Origin of the sequence: Serratia sp. TMDUHS_CL (assembly GCF_037137105.1) — a bacterium.
In the GTDB taxonomy this organism is placed as follows: domain Bacteria; phylum Pseudomonadota; class Gammaproteobacteria; order Enterobacterales; family Enterobacteriaceae; genus Serratia; species Serratia nevei.
On the sequence record NZ_JBBBDV010000012.1, the window covers coordinates 140,021 to 160,477 of the forward strand.

Consider the following 20,457-nt stretch of genomic DNA (forward strand, 5'->3'; position numbering starts at 1 on the left):
GCTTATTCTCCTTGCCCCGATGCGAAAGCCTCGTTGCCGCCCAGCGCCAGCCAGAGCTGCATCGTGGCGTTCAGGTAGCGGTATTGCAGCGCCGACAGCGAATTTTCGCTGGTCAACACCGCCTCTTGCGCATCCAGCAGCGTTTGCAGCGCGACGGAACCGGCCTGATATTGATGCCGCGCCAACGCCACGGCTTGCCGGCTCATCGCCAGATGCCGCCGCTGGTTGCCGATTTGCCGCTGTGCTTCCAGGCGTTGTCGCATGGCGTTGTCCACATCGGCCAGCGCGCGGTAGACCGCATCGCGAAATTGAATCTCCGCCCGCTGCGCCTGCAACACCGCTTTGTCACTGGACAAGCGCATCTTGCGCCATTCGATAAACGGCAGCGTCAACGTGGCCCCCAGCGAACGCGAAGGTTCACTGAACCACTGGCGGAAAAGCCCACTGCCGGCATCCAACCCGGCTTCCAGGCTCAGCGTCGGATAAAAACTCAACCTGGCCGCCTCGGCACCGGCCAGCGCCGCTCTCAGGCGGCGCTCTGCCGCCTGAACATCCGGCCTGCGTGCAATCACCGCCGCCGGCAGGCGCTGCGCGATAGCCACCTCTTCAAGCGGCAACGAACGCCGTTCGCTATAGCGCAGCAGCGGCGATCGCCCAAACAATAACGCCAGCGAGTTACGCGCGTCTTCCCGCTGCCGCTCCAGCTCATGCAGCTGATTCTCTCTCGCCAACAGGTTCTGTTCCGCCTGCAACAGCTCGAATCGGCCAACGTCGCCCGCGGTGTGACGTGCCGCCACCAGCCGCAAAGTTTCACGCGCGATCGTCACCATCCGTTGCTGATGGATAACTTGCTGATTCAAATCGGCAATCTGCCAATACCCGCGCGCGGTAGCACCTATCAAGGTCAACGCGGTATTGCGCCGGTCCAACGCCGAGGCGACGGCCTGCCATTCTGTCTGTTCGCGAATGCGCGCCAGCTTGCCCCATAAATCCAGTTCATAGCTCAGAGAAAGCCCTGCACGGTAGCTTTCCTGCGGCGTAGTCGTGCCCCGCAGCGCTCGGGTATTGCGGCCACTCAGGCTGGCGGCCAGATCCGGCGTCAAATTGCCCTGCGCTAATCCGGCCTCCAACATGGCCTCACGCCACTGCAATCCGGCCAGCGCCAGATCCTGATTCGCAATCAGCACGCCGTCGATCAGCGCCGACAGTTGCGGATCGTTGAAGTTTTCCCACCAGGCGATGCCCGCGCGCAGTGAACCGGAGCGCTCATCGACCACGCGCCACTGCGGCGGCAACGACGGTGGCGTCGTGGCGTCGATCGGCCGCCATCCGCAGGCGCTCAGCGACAGCATCACCAGCCCACAAACCCAAAGTCGGCTCATTCTCGCGCCAGCGCCTCCACCGGCTGCAGGCGCGCGGCGGTGCGAGCGGGAAAGAACCCGAACCCGACACCGATCAACGCCGAGAATCCGCAGGCCAGCAACAGCGGCGGCCAGGTAAAGATCATCGTCACCTGCGGCGCCAATCCGCTCAGAGCCCCTTTAACCAACGCGGCGCAGGCGATCCCCAACACGCCCCCCAGGCTGCAGATCACCACCGCCTCGATCAGAAACTGCCGCATAATGTCTCTCTCAGCAGCGCCCACCGCCAATCGAATGCCGATCTCATGGGTCCGTTCCGTCACCGAAACCAGCATGATGTTCATTACCCCCACACCACCCACCAGCAGCGAGATGGCGGCAATCGCGGTAATCAGCAACTGCATGGAGTCTGAGGCGCGCTGAATGGATTGCGTCAGCTGATCGTCGGTCAGGGTGAAGAAATCCCGCCGACCGTGTTCTACGATCAAACGCCGGGTCGCATCCCGCCCCGCCTCTTCCAGCGTCAGTTTTTCATTCACTCGCATCACAATGGATTCCAGCGGCATATCGCCGGCGATGCGGCCGGTGAGGGAGGTATAGGGCAGCCAGGCAAGCGGTTGAGAGCCGGCGTATTGAGCGCCGCGACGCTGCGCGACGCCAATCACCCGATAAGGCACGCCCGCTATCAGCAATACCGCGCCTACCGGGTCTAGCCGGGAAGAAAACAGCGCCTGCTTTAACAAGGGATCAATCACCGCTACCGGTGCACGCTCACTCAGATCCTGCGCGGTTAACAGGCCGCCGGAAAGCAGGCGAATGCCCTGCGTGCGGAAATACCCTTCGCCGACGCCCATCACGGCGAGTGGCACCTGTTTGCCTTCGCGAACGGCCAGCAGTTGGGTGCCAATCACCGGCGAGACGCTGTCGACGTAAGGCAGCGCCGCCAACAATGCAGCATCGCGCGCGCTCAGCGAACGCGCGAAATCAGGGCGCGATTTTTCCCACCCGAGGCCAGGGCGAATCTCCAACGTGCTGGTGCCAAGCTGGCTGATTTCCTTGAGAATATTACGCCGTGTGCCCTCCCCGATGGCGATGGCGGAGACCACCGCCGCAATGCCGATAATGATGCCGAGCATCGACAACACGGCCCGGACCCGATGCCCCAGCAATGCTCGCCAGGCCATACCGACAGCCTCTTTCAGCGCCACACCCGGTGCCATGCGCTTCAGGGGGGCTACCGGCGATAGCGGCCGTTCGAACGTAGCAGGCAGTCGGGAGGCCTCATGGCGACGATCCGCCACGATCTCGCCGTCGCCGATCTCAATGATCCGCCGTGCCTGCTCGGCGATCCGCCGATCGTGCGTCACGATAACGACGGTGTGCCCGACCGCGTTCAGCTCGTGCAAAATGGCCATCAACGCCTGACCGCTGGCGCTATCCAGCGCGCCGGTCGGTTCATCGGCCAAAATGATTTCCGCACCGTTCATCAGGGCACGGGCAATACTGACCCGCTGCTGTTGCCCACCGGAAAGCTGCGCCGGGCGATGACCGCCGCGCTGCGCCAACCCGAGCCGAGCCAACAAATACGCTGCCCGCTGGCGGCGCTCTGCGGCCGGCATGGCGGTATACAACGCCGGGATCGCCACATTCTCGCCGGCGGTCAGATAGGGCATCAGATGATAGCGCTGGAAGATAAAGCCGATATGCCGGCTGCGAAGCTGCGCCAGGCGATCGCCGTCGGCTTGCCCAATAGCCACCCCGTTGATGTACACATCGCCCTGAGAAGGCTTGTCCAGACAGCCGATGATGTTCATCAGCGTCGATTTTCCAGAACCGGAAGCGCCAACGATAGCGACCATTTCCCCCCGCTGAATGCTCAGGGATACGCGCTTGAGGACCGCAATTTTCTGCTCCCCGGCCTGAAACTCGCGCGAGACGTTTTCCAACGCAATAATGGGCTCGGCGTTAACTGACATGGCCTTCCTCCGCATCAGGCTGCTGATCCAGCAGCACCCGTTCCCCTGCGCTCAGCCCTTCCAGCACTTCGGCATAGCGACGATCGCGGGTACCGATACGCACTCGGCGTACCACGGTCTGCTCGCCATCCAACACCTTGACCTGGTAATCCCCTTCATCCAATGCCTCGCCCAGCGCAGCCATCGGCACCCGCACCACGCCCTGCGCGCGTTCGGTAATGATAAATACCTGCGCCGTCATCGAGGTGCGCAATCGGCGTTCGTCGTTGGCGACGGCAAACACGCCGTTGTAATACACCGCCGCCGTTTGCTGGCTTGAATTCCTGCCCAGCGGGTCGGTTTCCAGCGCCTCCGCCGGCGCCTGCTGTATCGCACCCATGGCCCCCTCATATCGGCGGCTGGGATCGGCGGCGACGTAAAACCACAGCGGCTGCCCCGTCTTCACCTGCAAGATGTCATTTTCCGATATGCGGGTGTGCACCATCATGGTATCCACGTCTGCCATCACCAAAATGGTCGGCGCGCTTTGCGACGAGACGATGGTCTGCCCTTCCTGGGTGACAATGCCCAGTACCTCGCCGTCGATAGGGGCGGTAATACGGGTAAAAGCCAGATTGGCCCTGGCGGTTTCCTGCGCCACTTCAGCCTGGACGATCTGCGACTCGTTCACTTTCAACTGCGCCAGTTGCGCGTCGCGCTGCGCCTGCGCTTTTTCCAAATCGCTGGCCACGCCGGCGCGGTCACGCGCCAGCGCCCTTTGCCGCGTCAGTTCCAGCTGGTACTGCTTCAGCTGCGCCTGGCTCGCCAGTTTCTGTGCCTGTGCGCTGCGTAATTCGGCCTGTGACTTGCGCAGCTCGTTAAGCTGCAGCGTCGGATCTATCTCGGCCAACAGCTGCCCCTGGGTCACCCTGTCCCCCTGTTTGACATACAGTTTTTTCAACTGCCCGTTGACCTGTGCGCCAACGTTCACCTGCCGGATCGGTTTTAGAATACCGGTCGCCAACACGCTTTTTTCGATGTCCCCGCGCTCAACGCGCGCCGTTTGCGGTGGTTGCATGTCAGGAGACCGATTCAGCAACGACAGCCCGCCAACCACCGCCACCAAAACGCCCAGCGCCAGCGCCACTCGCCGCCAGCGTCTCTTCCCGGACTCGTCACTCCACCGCAGCACAATCATTCATCCTGACGTCATGGGGGAATTCAGGCACCAACCGCCCCTGGGACATGCGCAAGACCCGATCGAACAACGGCAACAGCCGCGGATTATGGGTGACCGTCACCAGGGTTTTACGATTTTCACGGCAATGCGCTACCAGAGCCGACATCACCGTCGCCGCGGTCTTTTCATCCAGATTTGCCGTCGGCTCGTCCAGCACCAACACCGGGCAACGGCTGTACATGGCGCGCGCCAACAACAGACGCTGGCGTTGCCCCAGCGACAGCCCGGCATGGCTCTCCCGCACCAGGGCATTCACGCCCCCCGGCAGCTGCGCCACCGCGTCCGCCAACCCCAGGCTGCGCAGCGCCTGCTCCACCTGCCGTTGCTGGCCCGGCGCCGACGGCGCGAACAGCGTGATGTTCTGCAACACCGAGGCATTGAACAGAATGTCCTCCTGGCTTTGCAGGAAAAACAGCCGCTGCGCGGCGGCGCTTGCCAGCACGCGCCCATCCAGCGCCAGCGCCCCCTGCTGCGGCGTCAGCAGGCAGGCGAGCACCTTCAGCAACGTGCTTTTACCCGCGCCGGAACCGCCGCAAATGGCAATACACTCTCCCCGTTCCAGCGTCAGAGACAAATCGCGCAACACCGGTTGGCCGGCATCGTAAGCGAAGGTCACCCCCCGATACGCCAGCCGCGCGTCAAAATGGCTCACGCTTTCGTCCTCAGACGGTGCCCGAACGGATACCGCAGGAAACAGGTCCCGCGCGCGTTCATCGATGACGTGCAGCTGGTTTTTCTGCAAAACGGCGAAAAAGATCTTGCTGCTGTACGAGGTAAAGATTTCGCGCAGAAAGCTGTAGGCGAAGAATGCCCCCAGGCTGAGCTCGCCCTCCTTGAGCAGCGGCAACGCCAGCAGCATGAACAACACCATCTCCAGACTGCCGATCAGCTGGTAAATGCTGCCCTTTATCTGCTCATAGATCTTTTGCTGCTGCAGGCAGTTGAACAGCGAGCGGGCATGTTCGGCGAACCCTTCCTGCCGCTGGCCGGCCAGGCCGGCGGACTTGATGGTCGAAAACCCCTGGATGGTTTCCAGGATGAAGTCATTTTGCACCGCGCCTCGTACCTGCAGCTGCTGGGTGTAATGCCGATCGCGGTAGATGGCCCACACGCTGACCGCCCCCATCAGCAGCACGCCGACAACCGGCACCAGTGCCAGCATCGGGCTCAGATACCCCATCACCGCCAGCGCGATGGCCCCAATGATCCAGTCGGTGCGCAGGCCGTTATCCAGTTCGATTTTCTGGCCGGCGGCCATCTGCCAACTGGTGAAACGGCTGAAGATCTCGCCGGGGGCGCGTTTGCTGAAGAAATTGAGCGAGTTTTCCAGCAGGCGAGAAAAACCGGCGGCGCCGTGCAACAACACGAAATTTTTGATGAAGCGTTCGGTAAAGATGCGAGCAACCAGCGCCAACGCCGTGGACGCCACGAACGCCAATAGATAGTAGGCATAGGGGAACGCGACCTCGCCGGCCATGGCGAACACCTGATTGATCGCGCTGGCGACCATCATCGGCATGATGAACAGCGTCAGCGAGATAAAAAACGTCATCGCCGCCAAGCGATAAATGCCGGCGATGCCGGCGGTATCCTTCAGGCTTAAGCTGGCGAAAGCGCGCCGGCGGCCGCTGCGCGGGGCCGGTGCACCAGCCGGTATCTCATCGCGATCCAGCACCAACGCATAACCGCTGATTTCCGCTTTCAGGGCAGCGTACGGCAGCAGTTGCTGCCCCAATGCCGGATTCATTACGCATACGTACCCCCCCTGGCGATACGCCAGCAACACATAGTGGCCTGCGCCGTAATGCAAAATGGCCGGTAAAGGCAGCGCCGCCAGATCCTGATGCTCAAACGCCACCGGATAAGCCGGTAGCGCCAGCTCTCCCAAAATGGCGCACAGCGTCGCCAGCGAAGTGCCGTGCTGCGAAGCGGGATAACGCTCCCGCAGTTCCGTCAACGGTGCGCGAATGCCCTGAGTTTCCGCCAGCATGGCGATACAGGCCAGCCCGCACTCATTGATTTCGCTCTGCAAGACCGGCGTAGGAAGGATGTTTTCCATACGTAGTGATATCCCTGACTTATTCGTTGATGAAAAATAAAGAGTGCGAATGCCATAACAGCCAATCATCCGCATGCCGCCGGAGGGTTCGCTCGACGATCGCCGGCATGGCGCGGCCGACCCGGTCTGCAGCGACCGGCTCTTCGATGTGAATGCGGATGCCGCGATCGAAATAAAGCGAATAGAACACCACCTGAGCCCGTAGCGCCCGGGACAGCCGAACGAGGCCGCTGTGCAAATGCGCCGGCCGGCCGAACAGATGACAGGCCAGTTTGGCCGCAACATCCTGACTGCTGTGCAGGGTGTAATCCGGCGTGATGTCCGGGAAGAGGATGATGTTGCGCCGATGTTCCGCCGCTTCCAGCATCGCCTGCGATAAGGTACCGGCGATGTGCCGCGGATCGTCGTGAATCGAGCAATAGTCGAGCTGCTGCCGCCATTCGTCTTCCGGTGCTCGCCGCGCAAACGCCTGCACATCGCCGGAAACGATCACCGTGGCTCGTCTGGGATAAACATTCGCACCGACCAGCGTCGCCAACACGTCGGAGACCGTATGCATCGGCGCCAGCAGCACCGGCACGCCCGCGCGATGCAACGGTTCCACGACCCGATCGAGCTGTGCGGAACAGTGCGCCAAATGCTTCATCAGCGCCGCATTGCGAGCATAGACCGCCGCGATATCCAGCCACTGCCGCCGCTGCATCAGCCAGGCGAAGTCCAGCTTGCCCTCCCCCAACAGGCTCTGGCGGTTCGCCAGCGCTACCGCATGCCGGTGGCGAAAGCGGCGCTGCGGTCTGCTTCCCCCCAACCGCCGGCGCACCTCCAGCCACAGGCGATAATCCACGCGCCGCAGCAGAGCACACGTCAGGCGGTTGCCCATCCCGGCACCCGTTGCCGATAAGCGAGCCATCGCGTCCAGGCCGTTGCGCCAGGCCAAATACCCCCGAACCGCGAGCAGGCGCATCACGAGCCCAGCGGCTTATCGTGCTGCAATAGCGACAGCAGCTGCTGGCTGAAAGCGGAAAACTCGCGGTCTTGCAGCGCCAGCCATTTGCGATTGACGATAAAACTGGGGGTCGCGTTGATCTGGTAATAGCGACTCACTGCCGTCATATACGCCAACAGCTCTTTGACCCGTTCCGACTCTCTGGCCTGCTGATAGGCGGTCTTATCGATACCGTTGGCCGTCAGCCAGGCGCTGAGCTGCTTGTCGTCCGCCAGGTTGAGGTTTTCTTTGATAATGGCGCGGTAAGCGGCGGGGCGATGTTGCGCTTCGATCCCCATGATCGTCAGCGTGGCGAACAGGGGCGCAAAGGCCGCCATGCCGGCTTGACTGTCGTCGCTGAGGTGCAAGCGCACCAGTTTGGCCCCCGCCGGTAAACTTTTTTCCAGCTCGGCCACACCGCTTTCGTTGACTTCACAATAGTGGCAGGCATAAGAGAAGACTTCGACAATGGTATTATCTTCTTGCAATGGGCTTTGCTCGATTTTTTCCGGGGCGATAAAGCTCAGGCTTTCTGCCTCCGGCGGTTGCATGACGTAATGTTTAAAATAAAAGGCGGTCAGAAAAGAAGAGGCAAAAACAATGACCAGCATGTAGCTAATGAAAAGCAAGGGACGTTTATACATAACGGACGCATCCTGCGCATATATTAATACCCACCCGGCAGAGTGAATACATGAAAAAGAGTTAATACCGTAAATAATGAGATCGTAAAGATGACTTTGTCGCCCGGTATCAGGCGGGCCAGCGTGAACGCTGCCCGCCTGCCCACCGCTAATCTAAATGCAGGGGATTAACCCGCCTCAGCTTGGCGTGGTTGGGTTAGACGGGCAGCTTGCCACCGGCGCCGGGTAATAGAACTTCTGTACGCCACCGAATTTGTTCGCACAGGTTTTCACCAGCTGGCAGGTACGGTTATTGCCGCTGCCCACCCAGGCAAACTCCTTGGTACAAACAAAAGTACCGCCGACGATGTTTCCCGCTTCTGACAGATTGATTTTCTTCATTACAATATCCTTATATATATTAAAATATAAACACACTACCCATTACTCTGTCGGCAGACAGAGCAATTCTTCAATACATTTTAAAACCATCTGATTAATAACAATGAGAGCGCTTCGAGAAAAAGCATAGCCATCCCAAACGAGCAGATCAATACAATTATTTACACTGCAAGAGAAAGTTAGTCGAATAAGTAAGCCGTGAATACGGGACTATTCCAATTTAAATTAGTCTAAAAACAAGAAAAGTAGATCAAAGCCTATTAAAGCAAGAAAAACATAAAAGGATAATTCTCAATAAAATGAAAAAACAAATAAGAAAAATTCAGATCTGACCAGTTGGCGACGACGTGCAACACGCTGAAAAGATTGCTTCCTGCCGCGCCGGATTTACACTGGGCAGCAGGACTCTCACTCTACAGGATGCCCATGCTCGCCACTCACGAATACGCCAACGACCTGATTCTGTTCGCCCTGATTGTCGACTGCGGCTCGTTCAGCAAGGCCGCAGAGAGCGCCGGCATCACCAGCTCGGTGATCAGTAAACGCATCGGGCGGCTGGAAAAATCGCTGGGTGCCCGGCTGTTATACCGCACCACCCGCAGCCTGACGCTGACCGAAAGCGGCCAGGCGCTCTACCAGCAGGCCAAAGAGATCGGCGCCAAAGTGCAGGAGGCGCTGTACGCCGTCAGCGAAAAGAGCGAAGAGTTGACCGGCACCATTCGCATGTCGGTGCCGACCATTTCCGGCGAGCTGCTGCTGAGCGAGAGCGTGGCGGAATTTTGCGCTCTGCACCCCAGCCTGAAGGTCGAGATGCGGCTGGAAAACCGCTTTGTCGATCTGGTGGAAGAAGGTATCGATCTGGCGATCCGCACCGGCACCATGCCGGATTCGAGCCTGATTGCCCGGCCGATCTTCGATTCCCGCTGGGTGATCGTCTGCTCGCCGGGGTACCTGGAAAGCCACCCGGAACCGCGTAGCGCCGAAGACCTGCTTGGCCACAACTGCCTGACCTACACCTACCAGGAGAGCGGCACCGCCAACTGGCTGATGAAACGACCGGGACGCAACGAAATCTACGAGCTGCAGGTTAACGGCAACCTGTCGGCCAACAATGCGCGAGCGATCCGCAAAGCGGTGATCGGCGGCCACGGTATCGCCATGGTGCCGCGCTGCATGGTGTATGAAGATTTGCAGGACGGCAAGCTGACCGAGATCCTGGCCGGCCACTGCGGCAAAGTATTGGGCATTTACGCCGTCTATCCTTACACCCGCAATCTGCCGTTAAAAACCCGTCTGCTGATCGAACATATCATCGGTTCCTACCAAAATATCAGCCATTATTTTTGAGTTCCCTGCTCTGATTATTTCCCCGCGGCCGCAAAAAGCCGCGGGGATTACCGCATTTTTGGACATAATCTATTGAACATTACCGCTTAATTAATGTGAACCCACGCATTTATCACACAAAATCGCTTCCTATCAAACTGATTTTAAAGCAGTTAATTTAACCCCTTCTGCCGGCCAGTTTCCCACCGCCGCCGCCGTTCGCCGATGTTAAAAAAATACCGCATGGCATCGTCACCAACGTTGTGATTAGAATGAAAATGTTGCGGTAATTAACCTTTCAGCTACATATCTCTGCCCATAAAAATAATAACCCTGAGGATCTTATGCCCCTGCTTTTCAGTATTGCGCCCATCGTCCTGCTGATTTGGATGATGACCAAAAGGAATGGCGTGCCCTCTTACCTCGCCCTGCCGCTGACGGCCGCCGTGGTGTATGCCGTACAGCTCCTGTGGTTCGATGCCTCGCTGCGGCTGCTGCATGCCAATATCATCACCGCGCTAGTGTCGACGCTGACGCCGATCACCATCATCGCCGGCGCCATCCTGCTCAACAAACTGATGCAGATAAGCGGCGCGGAAAACGTGGTGCGGCGCTGGCTGGAAACCATCAGCCCCAATCCCGTGGCCCAGCTGATGATTATCGGCTGGGCCTTCGCCTTTATGATTGAGGGCGCCAGCGGCTTTGGCACACCGGCCGCCATCGCCGCGCCGATTCTGGTCGGGCTGGGCTTCAACCCGCTGCGCGTCGCCCTGCTGACGCTGGTGATGAACTCGGTACCGGTCTCCTTCGGTGCCGTGGGCACCCCCACCTGGTTCGGCTTTGCCAACCTCGGTCTGTCGGACGCCAGCCTGCTGGAGATCGGCCGGCAGACCGCGCTGATCCACTTTGTCGCCGGCTTCGTCATTCCTCTGCTGGCGCTGCGCTTTATCGTTTCCTGGCAGGATATCCGCCGCAACCTACCGTTTATCCTGCTCAGCGTGCTGAGTTGCACCGTGCCCTATCTGCTGCTGGCTCAGGTGAACTATGAATTCCCGGCGTTGGTCGGCGGCGCGATCGGCCTGGCGCTCTCGGTACTGTTGGCACGCTGCGGCATCGGCCTCACCCGCAGCGACAAATCGCAGAGCGCCGGGCAGGCGGTGCCGTTCTTACAGGTGGTCAAGGCCATGACCCCGACCCTGCTGCTGATTGCTATTCTGATAGTGACACGCGTCCACCAGCTGGGCCTTAAAGCGCTGCTCAACAACACCGCGCTGCTGTGGCAGGAAAACCTCGGCTGGCTCGGGGAACTGCGCATCAGCCGGGCGCTGATCGTCGAACTGCAGCAGGTGCTGGGTACCTCCGCCGCTGCCGGCTACAAAACGCTGTATGTCCCGGCGCTGATCCCGTTCCTGCTGGTGGTGCTGCTGTGTATTCCGCTGTTCCGCCTGAATGGCGACCAGGTGCGGCAAATGTTCAGCGAAACCGGCGGGCGCGTCGCACGGCCCTTTATCGCCCTGTTCGGCGCGCTGGTGATGGTCAACCTGATGATGCAGGGCGGCGACAACGCGCCGGTGATCCTGATCGGCAAAGCGTTGGCGGCGCTTACCGGCGAGAGCTGGCTGCTGTTCTCGTCGTTCCTCGGCGCGCTGGGCTCGTTCTTCTCCGGTTCCAATACCGTCTCGAACCTGACCTTCGGCGGCATTCAGCAGTCGATCGCCCAGAGCAGCGGCCTTGACGTCAATCTGACGCTGGCCTTGCAGTCCGTCGGCGGCGCCATGGGCAACATGGTGTGCCTGAACAACATTATCGCCGTCTGTTCGATCCTCGGAATCGGCAACGCCGAAGGCAAAATCATCAGAAAGACCGTGCTGCCGATGCTGGCGTACGGCGGGATTGCGGCCGGTATGGCAGCGATCCTCACGCTCTGACTGAACACTCGTTATCGCAAGCAAGACAAGAAGGTAAACACTATGATCATCTCCGCGTCAACCGACTACCGGGCCGCCGCCCAGGCCAAACTGCCACCGTTTCTGTTTCACTACATCGACGGCGGGGCCTACGCGGAGCATACGCTGAAGCGCAATACCGCAGATCTGGCCGATATTGCCTTGCGCCAGCGCGTGCTGCGCAATATGTCCGAACTCAGCCTGGAGACCACGCTGTTCGGCGAGCAGCTGGCGATGCCAGTGGCGCTGGGGCCGGTGGGGTTGACCGGCATGTACGCCCGCCGCGGCGAAGTGCAGGCCGCGCGCGCCGCGGCTAAAAAAGGCATTCCGTTCACGCTGTCCACCGTGTCGGTCTGCCCGATCGAAGAGGTGGCGCCGGCGATCGATCGGCCGATGTGGTTCCAGCTTTACGTGCTGAAAGATCGCGGCTTTATGCGCAATGCGCTGGAGCGCGCCAAGGCCGCCGGCGTGAAAACGCTGGTGTTTACCGTCGACATGCCGGTGCCGGGCGCCCGTTACCGCGACGCCCACTCAGGGATGAGCGGCCCTAACGCCGCGCTGCGCCGCGTGCTGCAGGCGTTTGCCCATCCGCAGTGGGCCTGGGATGTCGGCCTGCTCGGCAAGCCGCACGATCTGGGCAACGTCTCGGCCTACCGCGGCAAACCCACCAGCCTGGAAGACTACATCGGCTGGCTGGGTGCCAACTTCGATCCGTCGATTTCCTGGAAAGATCTGGAGTGGATCCGCGAATTCTGGGACGGCCCGATGATCATCAAAGGCATTCTGGATCCGGAGGACGCCAAAGACGCGGTGCGCTTCGGCGCCGACGGCATCATCGTCTCCAACCACGGCGGCCGCCAGCTGGACGGCGTGCTGTCGACCGCGCGCGCCATGCCGGCGATCGCCGACGCGGTGAAAGGCGACATCACCCTGTTGGCCGACTCCGGCATCCGCAGCGGTCTGGACGTGGTGCGCATGATCGCCCTGGGGGCCGACAGCGTGCTGCTGGGGCGCGCCTTCGTCTATGCGCTGGCGGCGGCCGGCGAAGCCGGGGTGGCTAACTTGCTGGATCTGATCGACAAGGAAATGCGCGTCGCCATGACGCTCACCGGCGCGAAAACCATCGCGGAGATCAACGCCGGATCGCTGGTCAGAAACGCCTGAATCAAAGCGGCTGCACGCCTTCTGGGTAGGCGTTGTAGCTCATCTTGCTGATGAAGGCCCCGGCCGGTGACACCAACACCCGGCCGGCGGCGTCCAGCCCGAGGAAGGTACCGGTGCAGCGCCCGGAAATAAAGTCGAAGAAGAACACCGAGCACACCGGGATAATCTTTTCCCGGAAGGTGAACAGGAACATCTCGTCCTCAAACTTGTAGTAGGTGGCGTAGTCCATATCGCCGTGGCCGAATTGCTCGCCGCGCAGGTTTTGCCAGGCATAGCGCTCGGTATTGACGTAGAAGTGTTCGTAATAGTGGTTGGGGCTGTAGACATTCAGCGTACGATAGCCGATCAGCTCGCGGGTCAGATGCGGCGCGACGCCACTCGGCGTGACGCCGACAATCCGGCCGACGTGGAAGCTTTGCTTGAGGCGCGAGCCCTTTTCCACCGTCTGTTCCGGCAACAGCGCGCTGCGCACCAGCAGCGCCCGGCCGCTGTCACGATTGAGTACCAGCGTCAGGCACTCGTTGCCCGGTGACTGCAGCGGAATATTGAAGAAATAGCGTGCGGCGGAGGTTTGCACCTCTTCGTAAGCGTCCTCACCGCTCTCCCCTCCCCAGGCCCACAGCACCCGTTGCCGATCGGCACTGAAGCGCAGCGTGATTTCCCCGTCGTTGTCAAAGGCGATCTGCAGCGTTTTGCCCCGCCAGTCCTGGGTGCCCGGCAGGCGGTTAGTGTCGATACCGCGCGCGAAATCGTCGTAATTCTTCCAGTCCGGCTCGGCATTTTGATTCAGTACGGATTGTTCTGCTGACATCTTCGCTCTCCTTGATTGAATGGGATGAAAACCGCCTCAAACGTCGGCGACGCTCGCCGGTTTCACCGCTCTGCGGCTCACCACCGCGGGGGCGGTTTCATCGAGAAAACAACTCAGTACGCCGGCGCACACGGCGCCCGCGGCCGCCAGCCACATCACGCTGACCAGCCCGTAGCGATCGGCGATCAGCCCGGCGATAAACGGCGCCAGACAGCCGCCAATCACCTCGCCAATCCCCATCACCAGCCCCAACGCGGTGGCGATACGGGCCGGCGATACCGTTTCCGACGGGATGGTGGCCATAAACAGCGTGAAGCAGCCAAGGCCGGTATAAGACAGGAACACCAGCACGCCCAGCAGCCACGGGTTATCGACGTAGCTCAGGAACAGCGGGCAGCACACCGCCAGCAGCGAAAAGAAGATCAGCGTCGGCTTGCGGCCGAGGTGATCGGAAATCGCCGGCACCGCCACGCCCCAGAACACCCAGGCGGCGCCGATGGCGCTCATGATGCCGCCCATCGTGCCTTCGCCGAAGCCGCGGTCGGTCACCAAAAAGTTGGGGGTGAAGGTAATGATGATCATGAACCAGGTGACGAACACGCAGGAGATCAGAATGCACAGCGCCACATTCTTGATTTTAAACAGCTCGCCGTAAGCGGCTTTGTTCGCCGCCTTGCCGGCCGCCGGCGCGGCGCTGAAAGCGGGATCCTTCTTGCCGTTCACATAGCGATAGATCAGCCACGCCAGAATGATGCCCGGCACGGCGGTCAGATGAAACGCCATGCTCCAGCCCCATTTCTGCGCCAGATAGATGATCAACGGCGGCGCGATAATGCCGCCCAGCAGCCCCGGCGCCGCCCCCTGGATCAGCCCCATGTTGAAGCCACGGCGCTGCGGCTGCGATTTTTCCACCATCAGCGATTGCGCGATCGGCAGCACCGGCCCTTCGGCGATCCCCATCAGCGCGCGGAAGATCAATAACATGGCAAAGCCGCTGACCAGCCCCGACAGCGCGGAGAACAGCGAAAACACCAGGATCGACAGGATCAGCATCGGTTTACGGATATTGAAGCGATCGGCAATCGCCCCCAGCCCCGCCCCGGACAGCGCCCAGGTCAATGCCAGCACCGCCGACAGCGTGCCAAGATGCACGTTGCTCAGCTTCAAATCGGCGGCGATCATCGGAAACAGGAAAGAGATAGTCAGGCGATCGACGAACACGCAGCCGAACACGAAGAATAAAATAATCAACAATCGGTTCTCTTCGCTCAATCGCGAGCGCTGCCCTGGCGAGTTATTCATAGCGTCATTGGTCCATAAGTTAACTTATGAATGGCGAGCGGCCATGGCATAAGTCGGTTAAGCGCGCAGCCAAGAGAAGCATTGGCCATCGGTCACGATAACAACTCATTAACATGTTAACGATATAAACTTATCTCAAGTAACGGGCATGTCAAACGGCCGTTGAAAACGACGACCGGGTGGCAAATCAGGTATTTTTCACAGAGCGCGAATGACATGAAAATAAATCAACATTATGTTTTTACTGATTTAAATAAAATTACCCGGCACTTTTTAATTTTATTGAAAAAGCCAAAATGCCGTGATTTATAAACAGGTTAATAAATAAAACTTAACCTTCCCTTATAAATTGACGCTATTTCCCTTTTCATCGGTCGTATTGCCCCACCCGCTTTATTATTTGAATCCGTTTGCTTTATCGCGGTTATGGCGCGAACGATTAACTCCATTGTGTTAATCAATAATCACGTTATGACATTATCAATGCTGAATAATAATAAAAGCGTAGGCCGTGACAGGAATCACAAACAGAACGCCCTTTAACGCCCTGTGAGCGGGTTATTACCGGCGCGGCTAGCTTATGCCAACTCGATCCAACCCCGGATGGAAAAACGGCGGCATGATAAGCGGCAGGTAACCAGCAAGGAGATGAACATGACGACAGCACTGACAAAAGCCGGTTTCTGGCGCAAAACCGCCGACTCTTCATCGCTGCGTGAGCCACGCGTGCTGATTCGGGTCTACGTTGGCGAAGGCGAAATCGATCGCACCATCGCGTTTTACGAGCAGCTGCACGGCGTAACGGCGGACATGCGCTTCGATTTTCCCGAGCATCGGCTGGTATTGGCGGCGGTGGGGCCGTTTCTGATCCTGGAGGGGGCGGAAGAGCAATTGCGCCCTTTCCGCAGCACCGTCGGCACGCTGCTGGTCGATGACATTTATCCCTACCACCAGCGGCTGCTGGCCGCCGGAGCAGAGATTTTCTTCGGCCCGGTGGAGGTGCCCACCGGCGCCTGTTTCAATGCGCGCCTGCCGGACGGCACGACTGTCGAGTACGTGCATCACCGGCCGCGTGCAGACGAATAAACCGCCTCAGGGCAGCACCGGCTTCATGGCGTAACGACACAGATCCTTGCGCAGGCTGACCATGTACAGCACGATCACCGCCGAGAACGGCAGGCCGCACAGCACCACCGCCGTCTGCATCGCGCTGAAACTGCCGGCATACAGCAGGCCGGCGCATACCAGCGTAGTCACCGCCGCCCAGAATACCCGCAGCCAGGCCGGCGCGTCATCATGGGCGGAACCGCCCTGGCAGGAGAGGTTCGCTATCATCAGCGTGCCGGAATCGACCGGCGTCAGGAACAGCACGAAGCTTATCACCACCACAAAGCCGGCGGTCAGCTGGGTATAGGGCAAGTATTCGAACAGCTTGAACACCGCCATCGGCGGATCGCTTTGCGCCACCTGCCCCAGGATCGCCTGTCCGCCTTCCAGCACCAGGCTGATGGCGGTATTGCCGAAGATGGACAGCCACGCCAGCGTGAAGCCCAGCGGAATCAGCAGCACGCCGAAAATCAGTTCGCGAATGGTGCGTCCTTTGGAAATGCGCGCGATGAACAGCCCGACGAACGGCGCCCACGCCACCCACCAGGCCCAGTAGAACAGCGTCCAGGCGCCCTGCCACTGGCGCGCCTTGCCGTACAGATACATATCGAAGCTGCGGCTGACCAGCGAGGTCAGATAATCGCCGAGGTTCTGCAACATGCCGTTCAGCAGATTCAGCGTCGGCCCGGCCAGAAACACGAACAGCAGCAGCAGGCACAGGAAGCCGACGTTGATGTTCGACAACATGGCGATGCCCTTCTCGACGCCGGTGACCGCCGCCAGCGTGGCCACCACCATCATCACCACGATCAGGGCCAGCAGCACGCCGGTGCTTTGCGGAATATCGAACAGATAAAACAGTCCAGAGTTCACCAGCAGCGCGCCGATCCCCAGGTTAGTTACCATCGAGATCACCGTCACCAGAATGCCGAAACTGTCCACCAGATGGCCGACGCCGCCGTGGGTGCGCTCGCCGAAGATCGGGTATAACGCAGAGCGCAGCGCCAGCGGCAGGCCGCGGCAATAGGCGAAATAGGCCAGCGCGGTGGCGATCAGAGCATACAGCGCCCAGCCGTGCAGCCCCCAGTGCAAAAAGGTCAGCGCCATCGCCTGTCGCGCCGCCTGCACGGTACCGCCGCTGCCTTCCGGTGGCGACAGGAAATGATCCAGCGGTTCATAAGCGCCGTAGTACACCAGCGCAATGCCGATGCCCGACGAGAACAGCATCGCCACCCACGAGGGATAGCTGAACTGCGGCGGCTCGTCATCCTGGCTGAGGCGAATATGGCCGAAGCGCGACAGCGCCAGCCAGAAGACGAATGCCATACAGGCGACCATCAACAGCATGTAGTACCAACCGAACACGTCGGCGACCCAGCTTTGCGCGGCGTTCAGCCACAGTTTGCTGGCGGAGGGAAACAGCACGACCAGCGATCCCAGCAGCAGGATCACCGCCGCCGAGCCGAAAAATACCGGAGCATTCAATCTGACAGGTTCTTCGTCAAGCGATGGAGGAGTTTTTGTTGTCATTGGCAGGCTTCCATGGTGCGAAAGACAGACGATTTCAATGCAACCTTCAGTTAACATTTTATCGTCATTTATTTGACATTTTTGCAGCATATAGAGTATTGATTGACCGTTCAATCAATCAAATCCAAAGTGTGATTGGCCTATCAGTTGGGGAAAATATGTACCGCAGAGATATTCCGGAGCAGCGTAAGGAGCAGCTGATTAACGCCGCCTTCGAGACCATTAACGTCGTCGGGCTGGCCGGCGTCACCCTGTCTCAGGTGGCGAAAGAAGCCGGGCTGTCGACCGGCATCGTCAGCCACTATTTTGGCGATAAAGAGGGGTTGCTGAGCGCCACCATGCGCAAAATCCTGCGCGATCTGCGCGACGCAGTGGCCGAATGCCGCGCGCAGGCGGCGAGCGACAGCCAGTCACAGCTGTTCGCCATTATCCAGGGCAACTTCCATCCCAGCCAAACCAACGCCGTGTCCATGCGCGCCTGGCTCGACTTCTGGGCCGCCAGCATGCACCAGCCGGTGCTGCGCCGCCTGCAGCGCGCCAACGATCGGCGACTCTATTCCAACATTTGCTGCCAGTTCCGCCGCGAGCTGCCGCTGCGGCAGGCGCGTGATGCCGCGCGCGGGCTGGCGGCCATGATCGATGGGCTCTGGCTGCGCGGCAGCCTGGCCGGCGACGAGACAGACCTGAAGCAGGACTGCCGCATCGCCTGCGACTACGTGGCACAGCGGCTCAATGCCGCGCAGCCGCTGGGGTGAACGCCCTCGTCAGCGCGATTCCTGCTCTTCGCTGTACTGGGTTTGCCACATCGCGGCGTAGCGGCCGTTCGCGGCCAGCAGCGCCTCGTGCCCCCCGCGCTCGACGATCGCCCCCGCTTCCAGCACGATGATCTCATCGGCGTCCACCACGGTGGATAGCCGGTGGGCGATCACCAGCGTGGTGTGGTTGCGGCTCACCTCGCGCAGGTGCCCCTGGATTTCACGTTCGGTCTGGGTATCCAGCGCGCTGGTCGCCTCGTCGAACACCAGGATGGCCGGATTTTTCAAAATGGTGCGTGCGATCGCCACCCGCTGCTTTTCACCGCCCGACAGCTTCAGCCCGCGCTCACCCACCCGGGTGTCGTAACCGTCGGGCAGACCGACGATAAAATCATGGATATGCGCCAACCGCGCCGCCCGCTCGATTTCTTCATCGCTGGAGCCGGTTTTGCCGTAGCCGATGTTGTAGCGCAGCGTATCGTTGAACAGCACCGTATCCTGCGGCACGATGCCGATCGCCTGCCGCAGGCTGGCCTGGGTCAGTTGGCGAATGTCCTGGCCGTCGAGGGTAATGGCACCGCTCTGCACGTCGTAGAAGCGGAACAGCAGGCGCGACAGCGTGGACTTGCCCGCGCCGGAGGCGCCGACCACCGCCACCGTGTGGCCCGCCGGAATGGTAAAACTCACCTGCTTGAGGATCGGCCGGCGCGTGTCGTAACCGAAGCTGACCGCATCGAACCGCACTTCGCCGCGATCGAGGCGCAGCGGCTGCGCATCCGGGCTATCGACGATTTCACGCTTTTCCTGCAGCAGATCGAACATGTTCTCCATGTCGATCAGCGCCTGGCGCACCTCGGAATAAATAAAGCCGAAGAAGTTCAGCGGCTGATACAGCTGCAGCAGGTAGGCGTTGACCAGCACGAAGTCGCCGACCGTCATCGTCCCCTGCGTAATGCCCTGCGCCGCCATGGCCATCATCACGATCAGCCCGATCGAAATAATGGCGGTTTGCCCCAGGTTGATCGCCGTAAAACTGAATTGGTTCTTGATGGCCGCGTATTCGTACAGCCGGCGTGACAGGTCGAAACGCTCGGCCTCGAACTCTTCATTGCCGAAGTACTTCACGGTCTCATAGTTCAGCAGGCTGTCGATGGATTTGCTGTTGGCGTCGGCGTTGGCCTTGTTGAGCTCGCGGCGAAAGCGGGTGCGCCAGCTGACCGCCAGCACGGTAAACAGGATGTAGCAGCCGACCGTCGTCAGGATAGCCAGCGCGAACCAGCCGTTCAGCATATGCCACATGATCGCCGTGACCAGCGAGAGCTCGAACAGGATCGGCACGATGGAGAACAGCAGCCGCGACAGCACCGTGGACACCGCCTGGGTGCCGCGCTCGATGGACAACGACAGCCCGCCGGTCTGGCGCTCCAGATGGAAGCGCAGACTCAGCGCATGCAGCTGGCGAAACACCCGCACGCCCAGCAGGCGCGTGGCGTTCTGGCTGACGTGGATGAACATCACGTTGCGCAGTTCCTCAAACAGCGCGCCGCCCACCCGCGCCACGCCGTAGGCGACGATCAGCCCCAGCGGCACCGCCAGCATTTTCGCCGTCTCGCCGCTCAGCGCATCGACCATCGCTTTGTAGGCCAGCGGCACCAGCGTGGTGCTGACCTTGGCCGCCACCATGAACACGAAGGCCACCACCAGATACCCCCGCAGGCGCGGGTTGTCTTTCGGCCACAGGTAGGGCAGCAGGAATTTCAGCAAACGGGAACGATCCATCATGTAATATTCATCTTCTCGGTCGGGATCGCGGCACACGGCCGCGCGGGGGTTATGAGTTTGGCCTGGCCGGCGGCAAACGCCGCAGCCATCCCGTTGTCCTGCGGCGGCA

At 60.3% G+C, this 20,457-nt stretch carries 16 protein-coding genes; 5 read left to right on the forward strand and 11 right to left on the reverse strand.

What is annotated here, in order from left to right:
* Positions 1 to 2: 2 nt before the first annotated feature.
* From WCL58_RS20245 to WCL58_RS20275, 7 genes are all read right to left on the reverse strand, one after another.
* Positions 3 to 1,382, reverse strand: coding sequence for an efflux transporter outer membrane subunit (locus tag WCL58_RS20245; protein WP_336851529.1), 1,380 nt, complete (start codon positions 1,380 to 1,382; stop codon positions 3 to 5).
* Entirely contained in the window at positions 1,379 to 3,337 is a 1,959-nt protein-coding gene (locus WCL58_RS20250; RefSeq protein WP_336851530.1) for an ABC transporter permease, read from the reverse strand. Before WCL58_RS20250 ends, WCL58_RS20245 begins: the two co-directional genes overlap by 4 nt.
* Positions 3,327 to 4,421 (reverse strand): efflux RND transporter periplasmic adaptor subunit, encoded by a 1,095-nt coding sequence (locus WCL58_RS20255; protein WP_249106094.1) that lies wholly within the window; start codon positions 4,419 to 4,421, stop codon positions 3,327 to 3,329. Before WCL58_RS20255 ends, WCL58_RS20250 begins: the two co-directional genes overlap by 11 nt.
* 70 nt (positions 4,422 to 4,491) lie before the next feature.
* Entirely contained in the window at positions 4,492 to 6,615 is a 2,124-nt protein-coding gene (locus WCL58_RS20260) for a peptidase domain-containing ABC transporter (RefSeq protein WP_100396830.1), read from the reverse strand.
* Positions 6,616 to 6,634: 19 nt separating this feature from the next.
* Positions 6,635 to 7,579 (reverse strand): ABC transporter, encoded by a 945-nt coding sequence (locus tag WCL58_RS20265; RefSeq protein ID WP_336851531.1) that lies wholly within the window; start codon positions 7,577 to 7,579, stop codon positions 6,635 to 6,637.
* Positions 7,579 to 8,244, reverse strand: coding sequence for a DsbA family protein (locus tag WCL58_RS20270; RefSeq protein WP_336851532.1), 666 nt, complete (start codon positions 8,242 to 8,244; stop codon positions 7,579 to 7,581). The genes WCL58_RS20265 and WCL58_RS20270 overlap by 1 nt, the downstream gene beginning before the upstream one ends.
* A gap of 177 nt (positions 8,245 to 8,421) precedes the next feature.
* The gene (locus WCL58_RS20275; protein ID WP_060441325.1) at positions 8,422 to 8,625 is read right to left on the reverse strand and encodes a DUF4762 family protein; all 204 of its coding nucleotides are present in this window, start codon (positions 8,623 to 8,625) and stop codon (positions 8,422 to 8,424) included.
* A gap of 426 nt (positions 8,626 to 9,051) precedes the next feature.
* Here WCL58_RS20275 and WCL58_RS20280 point away from each other — a divergent pair, with 426 nt between their 5' ends.
* The 3 genes from WCL58_RS20280 (at position 9,052) to lldD (ending at position 13,061) form a co-directional block, all read left to right on the forward strand.
* Positions 9,052 to 9,972 (forward strand): LysR family transcriptional regulator, encoded by a 921-nt coding sequence (locus WCL58_RS20280; protein WP_033649471.1) that lies wholly within the window; start codon positions 9,052 to 9,054, stop codon positions 9,970 to 9,972.
* Positions 9,973 to 10,295: 323 nt separating this feature from the next.
* Positions 10,296 to 11,879, forward strand: coding sequence for an L-lactate permease (locus WCL58_RS20285; RefSeq protein WP_141960112.1), 1,584 nt, complete (start codon positions 10,296 to 10,298; stop codon positions 11,877 to 11,879).
* Between the two features lie 42 nt (positions 11,880 to 11,921).
* On the forward strand, positions 11,922 to 13,061 hold the full coding sequence (lldD, locus tag WCL58_RS20290) for an FMN-dependent L-lactate dehydrogenase LldD (protein WP_047570674.1): 1,140 nt from the start codon (positions 11,922 to 11,924) through the stop codon (positions 13,059 to 13,061).
* Position 13,062: 1 nt separating this feature from the next.
* On the opposite strand, the gene WCL58_RS20295 is transcribed toward lldD, so the two are convergent.
* Together WCL58_RS20295 and WCL58_RS20300 are read right to left on the reverse strand one after the other, a co-directional pair.
* Positions 13,063 to 13,872, reverse strand: a complete 810-nt coding sequence (locus WCL58_RS20295) for a MoaF C-terminal domain-containing protein (RefSeq protein ID WP_336851533.1) — start codon at positions 13,870 to 13,872, stop codon at positions 13,063 to 13,065.
* Positions 13,873 to 13,908: 36 nt separating this feature from the next.
* Positions 13,909 to 15,174: an MFS transporter gene (locus WCL58_RS20300; RefSeq protein WP_336851534.1), complete on the reverse strand. Its 1,266-nt coding sequence runs from the start codon at positions 15,172 to 15,174 to the stop codon at positions 13,909 to 13,911.
* Between the two features lie 654 nt (positions 15,175 to 15,828).
* On the opposite strand from WCL58_RS20300, the gene WCL58_RS20305 reads away from it, so the two are divergent.
* Positions 15,829 to 16,260, forward strand: coding sequence for a VOC family protein (locus WCL58_RS20305; protein ID WP_048234779.1), 432 nt, complete (start codon positions 15,829 to 15,831; stop codon positions 16,258 to 16,260).
* 6 nt (positions 16,261 to 16,266) lie between these two features.
* On the opposite strand, the gene WCL58_RS20310 is transcribed toward WCL58_RS20305, so the two are convergent.
* The gene (locus WCL58_RS20310; protein WP_100396834.1) at positions 16,267 to 17,811 is read right to left on the reverse strand and encodes a BCCT family transporter; all 1,545 of its coding nucleotides are present in this window, start codon (positions 17,809 to 17,811) and stop codon (positions 16,267 to 16,269) included.
* Between the two features lie 158 nt (positions 17,812 to 17,969).
* On the opposite strand from WCL58_RS20310, the gene betI reads away from it, so the two are divergent.
* A complete protein-coding gene (betI, locus tag WCL58_RS20315; RefSeq protein ID WP_060441322.1) occupies positions 17,970 to 18,566 on the forward strand; it encodes a transcriptional regulator BetI in 597 nt (198 codons plus the stop codon).
* 9 nt (positions 18,567 to 18,575) lie between these two features.
* On the opposite strand, the gene WCL58_RS20320 is transcribed toward betI, so the two are convergent.
* Complete coding sequence (locus tag WCL58_RS20320; RefSeq protein ID WP_060441369.1) at positions 18,576 to 20,345, reverse strand: ABCB family ABC transporter ATP-binding protein/permease; 1,770 nt, start codon at positions 20,343 to 20,345, stop codon at positions 18,576 to 18,578.
* Between the last annotated feature and the right edge of the window lie 112 nt (positions 20,346 to 20,457).

Coding starts and splice junctions, on each gene's coding strand:
- WCL58_RS20245 (WP_336851529.1), bottom strand. CDS start 1,382: ATGAGCCGACTTTGGGTTTGTGGGCTGGTGATGCTGTCGCTGAGCGCC.
- WCL58_RS20250 (WP_336851530.1), bottom strand. CDS start 3,337: ATGTCAGTTAACGCCGAGCCCATTATTGCGTTGGAAAACGTCTCGCGC.
- WCL58_RS20260 (WP_100396830.1), bottom strand. CDS start 6,615: ATGGAAAACATCCTTCCTACGCCGGTCTTGCAGAGCGAAATCAATGAG.
- WCL58_RS20265 (WP_336851531.1), bottom strand. CDS start 7,579: ATGCGCCTGCTCGCGGTTCGGGGGTATTTGGCCTGGCGCAACGGCCTG.
- WCL58_RS20270 (WP_336851532.1), bottom strand. CDS start 8,244: ATGTATAAACGTCCCTTGCTTTTCATTAGCTACATGCTGGTCATTGTT.
- WCL58_RS20275 (WP_060441325.1), bottom strand. CDS start 8,625: ATGAAGAAAATCAATCTGTCAGAAGCGGGAAACATCGTCGGCGGTACT.
- WCL58_RS20280 (WP_033649471.1), top strand. CDS start 9,052: ATGCTCGCCACTCACGAATACGCCAACGACCTGATTCTGTTCGCCCTG.
- WCL58_RS20285 (WP_141960112.1), top strand. CDS start 10,296: ATGCCCCTGCTTTTCAGTATTGCGCCCATCGTCCTGCTGATTTGGATG.
- lldD (WP_047570674.1), top strand. CDS start 11,922: ATGATCATCTCCGCGTCAACCGACTACCGGGCCGCCGCCCAGGCCAAA.
- WCL58_RS20295 (WP_336851533.1), bottom strand. CDS start 13,872: ATGTCAGCAGAACAATCCGTACTGAATCAAAATGCCGAGCCGGACTGG.
- WCL58_RS20300 (WP_336851534.1), bottom strand. CDS start 15,174: ATGAATAACTCGCCAGGGCAGCGCTCGCGATTGAGCGAAGAGAACCGA.
- WCL58_RS20305 (WP_048234779.1), top strand. CDS start 15,829: ATGACGACAGCACTGACAAAAGCCGGTTTCTGGCGCAAAACCGCCGAC.
- WCL58_RS20310 (WP_100396834.1), bottom strand. CDS start 17,811: ATGACAACAAAAACTCCTCCATCGCTTGACGAAGAACCTGTCAGATTG.
- betI (WP_060441322.1), top strand. CDS start 17,970: ATGTACCGCAGAGATATTCCGGAGCAGCGTAAGGAGCAGCTGATTAAC.
- WCL58_RS20320 (WP_060441369.1), bottom strand. CDS start 20,345: ATGGATCGTTCCCGTTTGCTGAAATTCCTGCTGCCCTACCTGTGGCCG.